We start from the raw sequence: 13,553 nt of genomic DNA on the forward strand, positions 1-13,553 counted from the left end.
TCAAACAAGTGCTCGATTTCTACCTTGGAAGGAGGCGGTCCGGATGTTCCCCGACATTCAGCCCCTGACCGCTCGCATACACCGACTCCGCGCCCGGATAAGGGAGTTGGCGCGTGACGAGCGCGGCTACTCCACGGAGACGGTGCTGGTGACTGCGCTGCTGGTGGCGCTCGCGATCGCGGTCATCGGCATCATCGCGCTCAAGGTCACCGACAAAGCCAAGTCCATCGGCCTGTAGCGGCCATGGCCGCCTCCACACCGGCCCGTTCCCTGTGGCGAGGTGCACTCGGCCGCCTGCGGGCCCTCCGGGTTGATCAACGCGGGGCGGTGTCGGTGCAGTTGGTCGTCTTGGTCCCCGCACTGATGCTGATCATCCTGACGATCGTCCAGTACGCCCTCGTCCAGCACGCCCACCACATCGCCCAGTCCGTCGCCTCCCGTGCACTCGCCGCCGCCCGCGTCCAATCCGGCACCGCCGCGGACGGCGACGCCCGAGCCCGGCAAGTCCTCGCCGCGATCAGCGGGCACGTGCTCACCGACCCGAAGGTCACCGTCACCTGGACGGCCGACCGGGTCCGCGTCGAGATCACGGGCACCGTGATCGCCGTGGTGCCTGGCACGACACTGCGGGTCCGCGCCGTCGCCGCGGGGCCGGTGGACAAGTGGACCACCGCATGACACGGCGCGTGCCGGGCCGCCGCTCCGGGCAGGGCCGTCGAGGCTGTTCCCGGACGGCGCCCACCTGCCAGGGGACGTGTGCCGGACGGGGGCGGCTTGCCGGGGCGGTGCGGGAGGAGCGCGGCTCGGCCACGGTCGAACTCGTGCTCCTGGTGCCGCTGCTGGTGCTGATCCTGCTGTTCGTGGTCGCGGTCGGACGGGTCGCGTCCGCACGCGGGCTCGTCGACGACGCGGCACACCAGGCCGCCCGCGCCGCTTCACTCACCCGCAACGCGACCGCCGCCGAACAGGCCGCCTACGACGCGGCGCACGCCGCGCTCGCGGGCGCCGGGGTGACCTGCACGAGCCTCGCCGTTACCGTCGACACCAAGGAGTTCACGCCCGGCGGGCGGGTGCACGTGGCGGTGTCGTGCACGGTCTCGCTCGCGGAAATGAGCGCCCTGGGCCTGCCCGGTCACCGCACCCTCCAAGGAAGCGCGTCCAGCGTCGTCGACACACACCGGGGCACCCAATGAACCCCCACCCGCGGCAGGCGCGTTGCATCCTCCGCCAGCCGAAGAACCCGCCCCGGCCCCGAACTCCACACACGCGCCTGGCAGCGAGCGTCCTGCGCCTGCGCCTGCGCCGGGACGAACGCGGCCAGGTGACCGCGTTCGTCGCCGTGCTCACGGCGGGGCTGCTGCTGGCGGCGGGGCTGGTCTTCGACGGCGGGACAGCGCTCGCAGCCAAAACCCGGGCCCTGGACCAGGCGCAGGAGGCCGCCCGTGCCGGCGCACAGGAGCTGAGCGCGGCGTGGGTGCGCGGCGGGGCCGGTCCGCTGCTGGACCCGGTCCGTGCACGATCCGCCGCGCAGGCGTCGCTGACCGCCGCAGACGCGACCGGCACGGTGAGCGTCGCCGCGGACGAGGTGACCGTAACGGTGACGAGCACCACCCGCACGCAACTGCTGCACCTGGCGGGAGTCGGGGAGATCACCGTGTCCGCGACCGCGACGGCCCGCGCCGAACCCGGAGTAACAGCCCCCGATCCCAGGAGTGGGCCATGACCCCGCCAGGCACCCGACCGGGCACCGCTGCGGCGCGTACCCCGGTACGCCTCACCCCGCAGCGAGGCCGCCGCGGGGTGGTCCGACTCGCCCACGCCGCATGGGCGTTCCTCCGCGCCGCGGTCGCGGCCGGGCTGCTCGCGGGCGCGGTGGCCGGGGCGCCGTATGCGCTGCACCGCCTCTCGCCGGATCCGTGGCCGGAACACCGCCGGTCCTGGGACGAGGTCCGCGACGCGCTGCTCGCCCCGACCACCGACCAGGTCATCCTCGACGTCCTCGTCGCCGTCGGCTGGGTCGCCTGGGTTGGTTTCGTCCTCAGCCTGCTCGCCGAACTCGGCTGGTACCTACGGCACTTCCCGACTCTCGTGCGGGACGCCTCCGCTCACCGGGCGCACCAGCACGAGGCGGGCGTACTGCGGGCGCCGGCGGCGTGGCTGGCCGGGCTGCTCATCATCGCCCTGGTCGCGATGATGCGCGCCACCCACACCACCGTCGTTGCCGACGGGCCGCGCATGCCGGTGCGTCCGGCCGCGGTCACTGCCGCCTTCGCCCCGGTCGAGCCCCCGCCCGTACCGATGTCCCCGCCCGCGCCCTTGGCCGACGTCCGGACGGACGGAACAACGCGCACCTTCGCGGGGCCTGCTTCGGTCGGGTACACCACCTACACCGTCCAGCCCGGCGACACCCTGTGGGACATCGCCGCCGAGCAACTGGGCGACCCGATCCGCTGGCCGCAGATCTACACGCTCTCCCGCAACCTCGCCCAACCCGACGGCGGACGGCTGACCGACCCCGACGTCATCCGCCCCGGCTGGATCCTGCGCCTGCCCGCAGACGCCCGACCTGCGGCTCCGCCTGCGGTGCCGGTGCTGCCGGAACCGGTCCTGCCGATTCCTCCGCCGCCCGCGGAAGAGCCCGCCCCTGCTGTGCCGCCGTCAGTTCCCCCACCTGGACTGCCCCCACAGTCGGAGCCGCCCCCAACGCTGGGTCCGTCCGCGACCCCCGCCCCGTCGACAGCTCCGGAGGAGCACGCGGATGCGGCGAAGGAGCCGAGCGAGCACGCATTTCACCTCTCGGGAGATGCGTTCGTGGGGCTGGGTCTCGCTGCGGCGATCACGGTGGCGGCGCTCACGGTGTGGCTGCGGCGTCGCCGGGAGTACGAACCCGGCAGCGGCGACCGCGGCGATCTCTCGCTGGCCCCCATCGTCCGCGCCATGCGCAGCGCGCACGACCAGGTTCTCGCCTTGGACGATGAAGGCGGCGCCGAGCCGCCGGCCGGCTTGGTGTCCGCGGATCCGTACGCGGCGGCTCGAAACCGCGCCAGGCGCACCGCGTCCGCGGCGGCGATCGACGGGCCGTCCCTGGGAATCCGGGACGGCCGTGCGCTCGCTGTGAGCATCGTCCACCGCCGTGGGCTGGGTCTGACCGGTCCCGGGGCCGCTGCCGCGGTCCGGGCCCTGCTCATCGCGCTCCTCGCCGACCGCCATCGCCCGGACGGCGCACGGATCCGCGTTGTCATTCCGGAGGCTGATGCCCGGCGGCTCTTCGACGGCGACGTGCCTCGCCCGCACCCCACGCACCTGATCGTCGTCCCGGAGCTGGCGTCCGCGCTCATCATGATGGAATCCGAAATCGACGCACGGACAGGGCCGTTCGCGTCAATCGAGACGGGCACCGACCTGTACTTGGTGGCCACTCCTTTGTCACACCTGGAAGAGCGCCTGACGAACGTGCTCGCCGCCGGATCACGATGCGGCCTTGCCGGTGTGCTCATGGGCCAGTGGGGCGGACCCGTTGCCTGGGTTCAGGCGGACGGGACAGTCGCCACCGCCAGCGAATCCGTCGCCGAACTGTCCGGAACGCGGCTGTTCTCGCTGCCCGCCGACGGCAGCCGCACGCTACTTGACCTCCTGTATCAAGCCGAGCCCACCGCACCGCCGCATCCGCGTCCGGCGCAACGCCGACAAACCCCGCCCCCGGCAGGCAGCGTACGTACGTTGAACCCAGCCCCCGAGATAGGCACCGACACCGGTCCGGACGCCGAGACCGAGTTCCCCGGCCCGCCGCAGTCCGACGAATCCGAGCCGGACGACGACGAGGCGCTGCAAGCGCCGCTGCTGCCGCCGCCTTGGTCCGACGCGATGGACAGCGGTTGGGCGGCGACGGATTCCGACGTTCCCGAGGAGCCGCCTGCGGTGGCCCCTCCGTTGTCGGCGCGGGCGGGGATGGGGACTGCGGCGGAAGAAGAGCGAGATGACGGAGCCGTCTTCGACCTGAAGGTGCTCGGGCCCGTGCACCTGACGTTCACGCGGTACGGCGACGCTGTTGACCTGACCGGGTTCCTCGCCCCGAAGCAGCGCGAGCTCCTTGCGTATCTGGCGCTGCATCCCGACGGGGTTCGCCGGCAGACGCTGAGCGCCGCGCTGTGGCCGACGGCACCAACGGCGCGTCCTTCCAACGTGTTCCATGCCACGCTCAGCCAGATGCGACAAGCGATCCGCGGTGCCACGGGCAACGAGGCACACGATGTGACCAGCCACCGCGACGGTCGGTACGCGGTGGACGGCGAACTGGCGGCGGTCGACCTGTGGGACATCTGGGACGACCTCACGACCTTGCGTGGGGCGGCCGACGACGAGGAACGCGGAGCCGTTGTCGAGCGCCTGGCGAACCGGTATCGGGGCAATCTTGCCGAGGACATGACCGCGGAATGGCTTGACGCCCCCCGCGAAGAATTGCGCCGTGATGTCCTGGACGCACTGAGTGCCCATGCTCGTGCGATTATCGAATCCGCGCCTGTTCAGGCCCTCGCCCTGCTGGAGCGTGCACGGCCGCTCGACCCCTACAATGAATCCCTCTACCGCAGCATTGCGCACGTCCAAGCCCGCCTCGGGCTCATGGACCACATCACGCGCACCTTGGCTTTGCTGACGACGGCACTCGCGGAAATCGACGAGCAGCCAAGCGAGGAAACCATCGCCCTGTGCGACGAGCTTCGCCGACGTCCCCCACAGGATCCCGGCGGACGTCTCGCCATCGGTTGACCCGTTCTTCCACGCCTCTCCTGCGCCCCCCTCCAGGGCTGCCGCTTGGGCCTCCTGGGGGGTATCCCCTTAAGCGGATACCCCTCCGCGGGTCGTTTGTGCAGGTCAGAGACCTGAAACCCCCTCCTGTCGCGCGTGCAACTCGATAGCCGGGAGGCGGCCGAACAGTCGGGGCGGGGAGAGCGAGCAAGCATGAACCCATACGGTTCCTTCTCCGATTCATACTCATTCGGAAAACCCGGAAATTCATTCTCGACCCCCCGTTCCTTCGATCTAATTCCACATTCATTTCCCGCGTCTGGAGATATTGGATTAGCGGATGCATTTCCAGGTTCTGGCAATTCCCAGCAGCCCCATTGCTATCAATTGCAGCGAACTCTTGATTGTCCCCCCTATTGCGAGACAATAGAAATACAAGGCGTTGCGTATTGGAGCGCACGCGGAGAATGATCGGGGAAATGCGAATGGCAGACATTCGCGGTCGCTGCGCCGATTCCGTCACACCGGAAGACATGGCGCGCGTCACGATGGAGGATTTCGAGGAATTGGCGCGCATCGCGCGTGCGTACTGCCGGACGGTGGACGCGTCGCGCGGACGCAAGCGCATGGACGGAAGCGCAACCGTCGCTCCGGCCGGCGCGCCGCGGTATGGGACCGACGATGTGAGCGACGACGTCACCCAGGACGCCGTATTGATCTTCGCCCGCCGGCTCCGTCAGATCATCGACAAGTGCGACGCGTCCGCCGTGTCCGTCGCGACGCATGAAGCGGAGTCGTGGCAGTACGTCCGCAAGGACGGTTCCACGATCATCGTCGGACGCGGCAAGATCATGTACTGGGCAGTGCGCGACGCTGCCGCCCAGAACGGCTACCGGTTGGACGTACCGCCGGATGAAATCGACGCGGTACCGGGCGCCCAGCTCATGCGCGGAGTGCCGCACGCGGACGTGCTCCCGGCACTCGCCATGGGACCGGTCTATGCCGCCAACAGCGCAACGATCTTCCGCATGGCGTGGGGAGACGGTTCGGACTTCCGGACGCTTGCCAGGATCCTGCCTATCGCAGGCGCATCGGACAACCTCAAGCGGGCCGGCGTCATCGCGCGCGCCGCTATGGAAATCCACGGTGGTCCGCGTAACTCGTCATCGAAGGTGCAGCGTACGAGCGATGCCGCGCGCCGTGAATGGCGGGAGCTGGAGTCGCGGCTAGACGAAGCGCGTGGCACGTTCGCCCATGACGACACGCGACGCAAGACAGCCGAATAGCGATTCTCTGGAGCGGCAGCATAGGCCACAGTGCCTGTGCTGCCGCTCCGTCGTTTCCCAGCACAACAGGATCCGATGCTGCCATGATCGGTATTTTGCGCACTTCGCGGCCCGTATTTATGTGAGGGCGTAGGAATCAACGTCGTGAATCCTGGACTAGGAATTACTCGGCCTTGATCGGGATTTCACGGCTCCCGCGGCCCGTATTTAAGTGAGGGCGGAAACACGGTATCCCTTCCGTGTTCCGACCCTTGGCGCACGACTGTTCCGAACCGTCGGCGCAGGCGAGAAACGGTAACCGATGCTTGGCGCACAGACGCGCGGCACGTTCCGGGTCTTGCCTGTCACGCGGTACATGCGGTGTCCCGGTGCCCGTTCACCCCGGTTTTCCCCTGTCCGGGGTGAACGGGTCCCCGGGCACCGCGTGGAAAGGAGCATCAATTGCGCGTTGTGCCGCAATCTGCCGGTGCCGCCATGGTCGGTATTTTGGGCACTCCGCGGCCCGTATTTAAGTGAGGGTGGAAACGCGGCATTCCTTCCGTGTTCCGACCCTCGGCGCACGACTGTTCCGAACCGTCGGCGCAGGCGAGAAACGGTAACTGATGCTTGGCGCACAGACGCGCGGCATGTTCCGGGTCTTGCCTGTCATGCGGTACATGCGGTGTCCGGGCGCCCGTTCACCCCGTTTCCCCCCGTCCGGGGTGAACGGGTCCCCGGGCACCGCGTGGAGGGAGAGTCACATTGCGCGTTGTGCAGCAGTCTGCCGAGGAAGTGGCAGTGTTCACGGAGTGCCGGGCCGCGCGGAAGTACGGCCTGGTGATCAGTGACGGGTGCGCCAGAACCATTGCCGGTTGGTACGTCGACGGATCGGCCACCGGGTCCGCCGGCGACGTTTTCCACGCAACCGGCGAAGTGATCGACGCGAACCGGATCTTCGCCGAATACACGATGGGCGGGATCCGGTACGTCGGTGCGTCTGCGCGACACCGCCGAGCAATCGAGCAATTCGCCGTCTACCTCCTGACGCGTACCGGCAGGGGACCAATCCCCGGATGGTCATCGTGCCGGGCGGGTTTCAGGAGGTGATCCGAACGGGGCGGCTTCACCGCGGGTGAAGCCGCCCCGGGAAGGACGAACCGTGCACATTCACGTTGGGTACAACATGCCGGGCTATCTGCCGGACACCGAGCCCATGTGCTTTGTCGATCTCGACAGTGCCATGGACGCGTTCCGGCACGAACTGAAAGATCGTCAAGGCGACTACTGGGAAGCGTGCTTGGCCACTGCCACCGAGGATCCGGAGGGTGGCACATGCGAATGCGCGTGGTGCGGCGTGGCTGGCGACGCGGAAGCGGCAATCTCCGCGATCGCCGACGGCGATGCCGCCTACGCGCTCAAGAAAGCGTCGGGCGCCGAACCGCGGGAGTGGTCGGTCACGCTGAGTCCGCCGGAAGGGCCGGACGTCAGCGTGTGGGCGGTGATCCTGGCCGACGACGTCGAGCAATGCATGCTCGCCGAAATCGGTGCTTACTGATCTTCCCGTTCGGCGCCACGGCCGTTGTTCGGCCGCGCGGGTTTTCGATGCCGCGCGGCCGAACAACGGCCGAAGCACAGCCCGGCCGCTCCTCTGTGCGGGCCGGTGCCGCCTCGCCTCGCGCGTCCCCCCGTCCGCCGGGGCGAGGCGGCTCCGACCCGTATAGGAGGGAGGTCCCCCGTGCTCGTACGCGTGATTCAGGTCGACTACGGCACGTCGTACCTGACGCTGTCGAGCGGGACGTACGGCAGCATCCGTGCCGGGATCGCGGCGTGGTCCGCGCACCTTGACGAACTGCTCGGCCATTACCGCGCGTTCGGCCGGTGCGAGGGTGCCGCGATCGGCGGTTGGCTCGGGTCCTGCCCCTGTCCGTGGTGCCGAGTGCGTGACGACGTGCGCGCCGCGATCGCCAGCGTCGACAACGGCGACATGACCGAAGTTCTCGACGTCCTGGCCGACGCACACGGCGGCTCCGTGACGGCGAAGTTCGAGCCGCCGCACGGCATTACGACGCTCCACGTCGTCAGCGTCGCCGCCGGCGAACGAGACGGATAGGCGCGAGCAAGATCAGTCCACCGTGCGCAGCCCCCACCGCACCCGCGGCGGGGGCTGCGCGCTGTCACCTGGGAGGTGGCTTTGACCGTCACGGATTGGCAGCCGATCACCCACGTGTGGTCGTCGTTCGGGCACCGGTTCTACTCGGCCGGCTGCGACCACGAGGACGGGTCCTCGTGTGAGTCGTGCATGACGTGCGGCGCGGTGTTCGAGTTGCGTCCGCGTGTCGACGACCCCGGGGGCGGCGACTACATCGCCGCGAACGGCGACGACCCGACGCCGTGCACCGGCGACACCGCCATGTGCCACGGCGAACAGCCGTGCCAGGCCGACGGCGGTCGCCCGTGCAACGGCGACGACGCCGACGGGCCGTGCCCGCACGAGTCCCACGAATGCAACTGCCTAATCTGCACCGGCTAGTCCAGCGCCACCGGCCCGCGACGGCACCCGCCGTCGCGGGCTTTGTTGTTCCCTCCCGCGGCCTTGCCGTTCGGAGTCTCGCGAGCGTCAATGCCGCGGCATCCGTGCAAGGAGGAAAGTATGGCCCTGCCCAAACTCGCGACGCGGAGCTGGGCTGTTCGCCGCGCCTTGGCCGGCCGCGAACCGTTCCGGACCTATGGCGCGTTCCGTGCCGCGGCCGGCGGGCCGGCGTCGCGTGGTCGGTTGCCTGATGAGTGGTGGGCGAAGATCCGCGACGTGCCGGACGGACGCATTGGCTACACCGTCTACAGCTACGTCACGCCCATTGCGTGGGTGCTCGACGACGGGACGGTCGTCATCCCGCCTGTGCGCTACTCGCTCACCACCACCGGCCACCAGGGGCTTTTGTACGCGCTGAACCAAAATCCCGACACGTTCCCGGACGACGTGCGGCGGACACGCGCTTGGACACGTCCACAGCCCGGTTCCTGGGACTGGCCCCGTGCGGCGGCGTTCGCGGACGCCAACGGCGCCACAGGCCATGTCCCGTCGCCCCGTGCGCCCGGAGCCGGACCGCCCGCCCGCGTCTCGGCTCCCGAGGACCGTTCCCGGCCGGCGCAGGGCACCGAATCGGTGTTGGACCGCATCCGCAAGGCGCTCGCCGAGGCAGACGCACAGCCGCCGGAGGAACTGTACTTCGAGGGCCCCGAAACGCTCTTGGGCGCGCCTGATCTCGCGTACAGCGAAGCCTGGACGGGCTGACGGCACCGTCCTGGGCCGGGGACACCCGGCCCAGGACGGCAGACCACTGCCCGCCCCGGTACCCCGCCGCGACCGCAGCCCGCGATCGGCCCACGATCCGGGACCGGGAATCGGTCGCCCCGACCGGTCCGCAGCACACGTACACACATCCGACCGGACACCCCAGGAGGCATGCCGCCATGGGATACAGCACGACTTTTACCGGGTGCCTGGAGATCACCCCGCCGCTGAACCCGGCGGAGATCGCGTACCTGACCGCGTACGCCGGCACCCGCCACCAGCCCCGCCGCTCCGGCCCGTACACCCTCGCCGCCGACCCCGCCGACCCCAACGCGTTCGGCGACCCGGACGTGACCGACCACCGCCCCGACCCGCACGCCCCCAACCTGTGGTGCGACTTCGCGCCCACGGAGGACGGCACCGCGATCGTGTGGAACGGCGCCGAGAAGACCTACAGCGCCGAGGAATGGATCCGGCACCTCATCGACACCTTCCTACGCCCCGGCTCCCACGTCGCCGCCGAACTCGCCGCACCCGTTCCCGGCCGCGCCTATCCGCCCGAACTCGCCGGGTTCACCTTCGACCACAGCGTTACCGGGACCCTGCACGCCCAAGGCGACCGCCCGGACGACACGTGGTCCATCGACGTCGCGGACAACCAAGTCACGGCCATTCGCACCTGACCGACCCTCCGCGGCCCGCCCGGTCGGACGCCGCCCGGCGGTCCTCGGCCCCGACGCGCACCGCCCCGGTGCCGGCCACCGAACCGCATGCCGCCGGTGCGGCGGACCCCATGCCCCAGGCCGGGGCCGCGCCCCACGGTGAAGCTCCCCGCCTCGCCAAGCCCCGGCCCGCCGGCCGCACGTCAACCCGCCCGCGTGGCGCCGTCGCGGTTGCGGCAGCCCGCACTCCGGCACCCGGCCGTCCTACCCCGACACAGATCAGGCATACCCGCCTTGGAAGGAGACAGGTGGATCTGACTCAAGCCCTGCACCGGGCACGCCAGGCCATGCACGCATACGACCACAACCCGCAGGACCCGTTCGCGCAGCACCGCGCCGCGCAGGAGCTGCGGGACGCGTTCGCCGAACTGGATCGCCTGCTCGGGCACGGTGCCCGTGTCCCGGCGAGCTGGGCCGTGCCGCGCGCCGAGGGCACGAACAGCGTGTGGAAGGTGGCGTATCGCAACAGCGCCGGCCACACGGTGGCCACTGCCGACGTCACGGCACCCGAGTTGTCCTGGGCTCGCGACCGCGTGACGGCCGACCTGGAGATCTACTTCTCATGGATGATCAAGGACGCCGTGATCCAGGGCACCGCACACGACACGGCGACCCCGGTCATCGTCCCCAACCCCGGTCATGTGCGCACCCGGGCCGAACTCGACCGCATGGCGCGGGACATCGGCGGTGAGGTCGATGGGTGAGTGCCGGCACGTCATCGCCCACTGGACGACCGAAGCCGAACGGCAGGAGATCGTTGACGCGATCGACTACGCGCGCCGTATCGGCGACGTGGCCGCCTTGCCGCTGCTCATCGCACGTCTGACCGCGCCGTGCTCGGCCCGGGACGGCCAGAGCCCGGCCCTGTGGTTTCAATTCCTCGCCTACCGGTGGGATGTGGGGCTGGCACGGCAACTCGCCGCGACGCGGGAGGTTGCCGCGTTCGACCCGCGCCCGTGGTTCGGCTGGCTCGACGCGGTCCGCGTCGACGACCCCGGCGATCCGGCCGACTGGGACCGCCCGGTTGTCGTCGTGCGCATCGGCGACGCAGGGAACAGCCCGATGATCATCGACGGCTGGCACCGCGTCGCGCGTGCGCGCGACGACGGGTCCACGTCCCTGCCCGTGGTGGTCCTGGACGCGGATGACGAGTTTCGCGTCCGCATCTTCGGCGGCGACAAGACCCCGCTGCCCGGCGCAAGGCCGCCGTCGTGACCGCCCGGCGGCCGGCCGGCGGTTCCCGGGCCCGGTACGACGACCCGGCCCGGTGGGGCCGGCACATCGACGACAAGGTCATGGACGCCTGGTGGGGGTCCCAGGCCGGCAGCGACATCGCCGTCCCGATCGGCACTGTCGCCGCACTGGCCCTGGTGCGCTGGCAGCCACAACTCACCGACGACGGCGGCGGCCTCGAACTCGGGACCGAGATCGAGGCCATGACACCCGAGAACTTCGGGAAGTGGCTGCAACTGGCCTGGGGCCTGTACTGGTTCGAACGGCCCGACCTCGTCGAGCGGGCCCGGCCGCTGCACGAATGGCTCCATGCCGACGACCGCGGCGCGCCCCGGCGTCTCAAAGCGGCGCACCACGTCGCGCTCGCGGCGATCCGCGCGGGGATCTTGGAGCTGGTGGCCGTCGACCATCTGCGGCATGGTGTGGATCTGTTCGGCGCGTTGATCGAACAGATGCGGGGCAAGGCCGACAAGCGCGCCCGGGGCGACTTCTACACCCCGCGCCCGATCGCCCACGCGCTGGCCGCAATCCTCGTGCGCGACAGCATCGGCGAACTGGCCCGCAACGCACAGGCGGGCGCCATGTTCACCGACCCGACCGCCGGGTCCGGCGGCCTGCTCCGCGCAGCCGCCGACGAACTTCGCGACCGCGGACTCGACCCCGCCGACTGCGCATGGCGGGCCAACGACGTCGACCCCGTCGCCGCCGGAACCTGCGCCGTGAACGCCATGCTCTGGGACCTCGGCCCCAATGTCCTGGTCGGTTGTTTCGACACCCTGACCGACCCCGACGGCATGGAAGAGGCCCGCACCGAGGCGCTGGCGTGGCTCGCGGAACGCGACACCCAGCTCTCGCAGCTCCGGATGCTCTCGGCCGTCCGGCACGCGCAGTTCCTCGTCGCCGAATTCGGCCGCGCGAACAACACCGAACCGTCCGCCGCGAGTTCCCCCGACGCGACAACCTGACGCACGACCACGGGCGGGGCCACGTGACCACGTGCCCCCGCCGCACGGAATCCGCCAACCCACCTCGAAACCCCATCCCCACAGGGAGGAATCAGCGTGTCCAAAGAAACCCTGGAGTGGCTGAACGCGAACGTCCTGGTCGGTTTCACCGACAAGCGCGGCGACGCGTGGCACTACCGCGCCGGCCTGCAAGGCACCGAGCCCAACCACTACGCGGGCCCGATCCCGGTCGAGGACGTCAAGCGGCGCCTGTTCGGCTGGAAGGCCGTCCCCACCCCGATCTACGTCCCCGGCACGACCGCGGGCACCTTCGACGAGGTCCCCGGGCGGCGGGCCATCCTGCGCAGCGACACCGGCCACGTCATGGGCATCTTCACCGACGCCTACGAACCCCACGCCTACGAGGTGTGGCTGCTCGACACCATCGGCCGGCTCCTCGACGCCGACCTGTCCATCGGATCGGCCGGCCTCCTGCGCGGCGGCGCCGTGGCGTGGGTGTCCGTCGAGGTCCCGGAGACGATCACCACGCCGGAGGGCGTGGCGTTCCGGCCCCACCTGTTCGGCGCCACCTCGTTCGACGGATCCTTGGCCACGACGTTCAAGCGCGCGGTGACCAACATCGTCTGCGACAACACCATGGCGGCCGGCCTCGCCGAGCACGGGCAGCAGATCAAGATCAAGCACTCCCGGCACTCGCAACTGCGCCTGGACGAAGCCCGCGACGCGCTGAACATCGTCTACGAGATCGCCGACGACTTCACCGCCGAGGTCAAGCGCCTGTGCGAGGCCACGGTGACCAACCGGGAATGGGCGGCGTTCCTCGACGCACACGTCGAACTGCCCGACCAGCCCGGCCGCGCCCGCACCATCGCCGAACGCAAACGCGACACCCTCACCCGGCTGTGGACCCACGACATCCGCGTCGCCCCATGGAAGGGCACGGCGTACGGGGTGCTCCAGGCCGTCAACACCTACACGCACCACGAGCAGACCGTCCGCGGCGCGCAGCGCGCCGAGCGGAACATGCTCCGCGCCGTCACCGGCGGAGTCGACGACCTCGACCACGACACCCTCACCACCCTCGCCCGGGTGCGCGGGGAGGTCACGCTGGCCGCGTAGCTCGGGAGTATGGGAGCGCGCCGCGGCAGTACGCAAGCAGTGGCGCGCCCCGTCCTTCCCCGTTCGGCCATCCCACACTGGGTGCGAGGGGCTCTGTGCCTCGCATGGGTACCTGAGGAAGACTTGCGGCGAGCCGGGAGGTGACGTATGCGGATCGACGCACACGAGTTGGCGGAGACCGCGGAACGCCCGTTTACCGCACTGCCCACGT

16 protein-coding genes are annotated in these 13,553 nt (G+C 70.1%); all 16 read left to right on the forward strand.

Features of this window, described 5'->3' with window-relative positions; translation table 11 throughout:
• Positions 1–43: 43 nt before the first annotated feature.
• Positions 44–238, forward strand: coding sequence for a hypothetical protein (locus LO772_RS27300; protein WP_231774680.1), 195 nt, complete (start codon positions 44–46; stop codon positions 236–238).
• Between the two features lie 95 nt (positions 239–333).
• A complete protein-coding gene (locus tag LO772_RS27305) occupies positions 334–678 on the forward strand; it encodes a TadE/TadG family type IV pilus assembly protein (protein ID WP_231774681.1) in 345 nt (114 codons plus the stop codon).
• A 107-nt stretch (positions 679–785) separates the two neighbouring features.
• Complete coding sequence (locus tag LO772_RS27310) at positions 786–1,193, forward strand: TadE/TadG family type IV pilus assembly protein (protein WP_231774682.1); 408 nt, start codon at positions 786–788, stop codon at positions 1,191–1,193.
• Positions 1,190–1,723 (forward strand): TadE/TadG family type IV pilus assembly protein, encoded by a 534-nt coding sequence (locus tag LO772_RS27315; protein WP_231774683.1) that lies wholly within the window; start codon positions 1,190–1,192, stop codon positions 1,721–1,723. Before LO772_RS27310 ends, LO772_RS27315 begins: the two co-directional genes overlap by 4 nt.
• Entirely contained in the window at positions 1,720–4,767 is a 3,048-nt protein-coding gene (locus tag LO772_RS27320; RefSeq protein WP_231774684.1) for a LysM peptidoglycan-binding domain-containing protein, read from the forward strand. The genes LO772_RS27315 and LO772_RS27320 overlap by 4 nt, the downstream gene beginning before the upstream one ends.
• A gap of 464 nt (positions 4,768–5,231) precedes the next feature.
• Entirely contained in the window at positions 5,232–6,032 is an 801-nt protein-coding gene (locus tag LO772_RS27325; RefSeq protein WP_231774685.1) for a hypothetical protein, read from the forward strand.
• Positions 6,033–6,782: 750 nt separating this feature from the next.
• Positions 6,783–7,118, forward strand: a complete 336-nt coding sequence (locus LO772_RS27330) for a hypothetical protein (RefSeq protein WP_231774686.1) — start codon at positions 6,783–6,785, stop codon at positions 7,116–7,118.
• A 52-nt stretch (positions 7,119–7,170) separates the two neighbouring features.
• On the forward strand, positions 7,171–7,566 hold the full coding sequence (locus LO772_RS27335) for a hypothetical protein (protein WP_231774687.1): 396 nt from the start codon (positions 7,171–7,173) through the stop codon (positions 7,564–7,566).
• 180 nt (positions 7,567–7,746) lie between these two features.
• On the forward strand, positions 7,747–8,121 hold the full coding sequence (locus LO772_RS27340; protein ID WP_231774688.1) for a hypothetical protein: 375 nt from the start codon (positions 7,747–7,749) through the stop codon (positions 8,119–8,121).
• Between the two features lie 81 nt (positions 8,122–8,202).
• A complete protein-coding gene (locus LO772_RS27345; protein WP_231774689.1) occupies positions 8,203–8,541 on the forward strand; it encodes a hypothetical protein in 339 nt (112 codons plus the stop codon).
• Positions 8,542–8,661: 120 nt separating this feature from the next.
• The gene (locus LO772_RS27350) at positions 8,662–9,303 is read left to right on the forward strand and encodes a hypothetical protein (RefSeq protein ID WP_231774690.1); all 642 of its coding nucleotides are present in this window, start codon (positions 8,662–8,664) and stop codon (positions 9,301–9,303) included.
• Positions 9,304–9,482: 179 nt separating this feature from the next.
• Positions 9,483–9,986, forward strand: coding sequence for a hypothetical protein (locus tag LO772_RS27355; protein WP_231774691.1), 504 nt, complete (start codon positions 9,483–9,485; stop codon positions 9,984–9,986).
• Positions 9,987–10,273: 287 nt separating this feature from the next.
• Positions 10,274–10,729 carry a hypothetical protein gene (locus LO772_RS27360; protein WP_231774692.1) on the forward strand — a complete coding sequence of 152 codons (456 nt, stop codon included), beginning with the start codon at positions 10,274–10,276 and terminating at the stop codon, positions 10,727–10,729.
• Complete coding sequence (locus LO772_RS27365; RefSeq protein WP_231774693.1) at positions 10,722–11,240, forward strand: hypothetical protein; 519 nt, start codon at positions 10,722–10,724, stop codon at positions 11,238–11,240. Before LO772_RS27360 ends, LO772_RS27365 begins: the two co-directional genes overlap by 8 nt.
• A complete protein-coding gene (locus tag LO772_RS27370; protein WP_231774694.1) occupies positions 11,237–12,223 on the forward strand; it encodes an N-6 DNA methylase in 987 nt (328 codons plus the stop codon). The genes LO772_RS27365 and LO772_RS27370 overlap by 4 nt, the downstream gene beginning before the upstream one ends.
• A gap of 96 nt (positions 12,224–12,319) precedes the next feature.
• Positions 12,320–13,342 carry a DUF932 domain-containing protein gene (locus tag LO772_RS27375; RefSeq protein ID WP_231774695.1) on the forward strand — a complete coding sequence of 341 codons (1,023 nt, stop codon included), beginning with the start codon at positions 12,320–12,322 and terminating at the stop codon, positions 13,340–13,342.
• Positions 13,343–13,553: the final 211 nt, after the last annotated feature.

Origin of the sequence: Yinghuangia sp. ASG 101 (genome assembly GCF_021165735.1) — a bacterium.
Lineage (GTDB): Bacteria > Actinomycetota > Actinomycetes > Streptomycetales > Streptomycetaceae > Yinghuangia.

Coding starts and splice junctions, on each gene's coding strand:
- LO772_RS27300 (WP_231774680.1), top strand. CDS start 44: ATGTTCCCCGACATTCAGCCCCTGACCGCTCGCATACACCGACTCCGC.
- LO772_RS27315 (WP_231774683.1), top strand. CDS start 1,190: ATGAACCCCCACCCGCGGCAGGCGCGTTGCATCCTCCGCCAGCCGAAG.
- LO772_RS27320 (WP_231774684.1), top strand. CDS start 1,720: ATGACCCCGCCAGGCACCCGACCGGGCACCGCTGCGGCGCGTACCCCG.
- LO772_RS27325 (WP_231774685.1), top strand. CDS start 5,232: ATGGCAGACATTCGCGGTCGCTGCGCCGATTCCGTCACACCGGAAGAC.
- LO772_RS27350 (WP_231774690.1), top strand. CDS start 8,662: ATGGCCCTGCCCAAACTCGCGACGCGGAGCTGGGCTGTTCGCCGCGCC.
- LO772_RS27355 (WP_231774691.1), top strand. CDS start 9,483: ATGGGATACAGCACGACTTTTACCGGGTGCCTGGAGATCACCCCGCCG.
- LO772_RS27365 (WP_231774693.1), top strand. CDS start 10,722: ATGGGTGAGTGCCGGCACGTCATCGCCCACTGGACGACCGAAGCCGAA.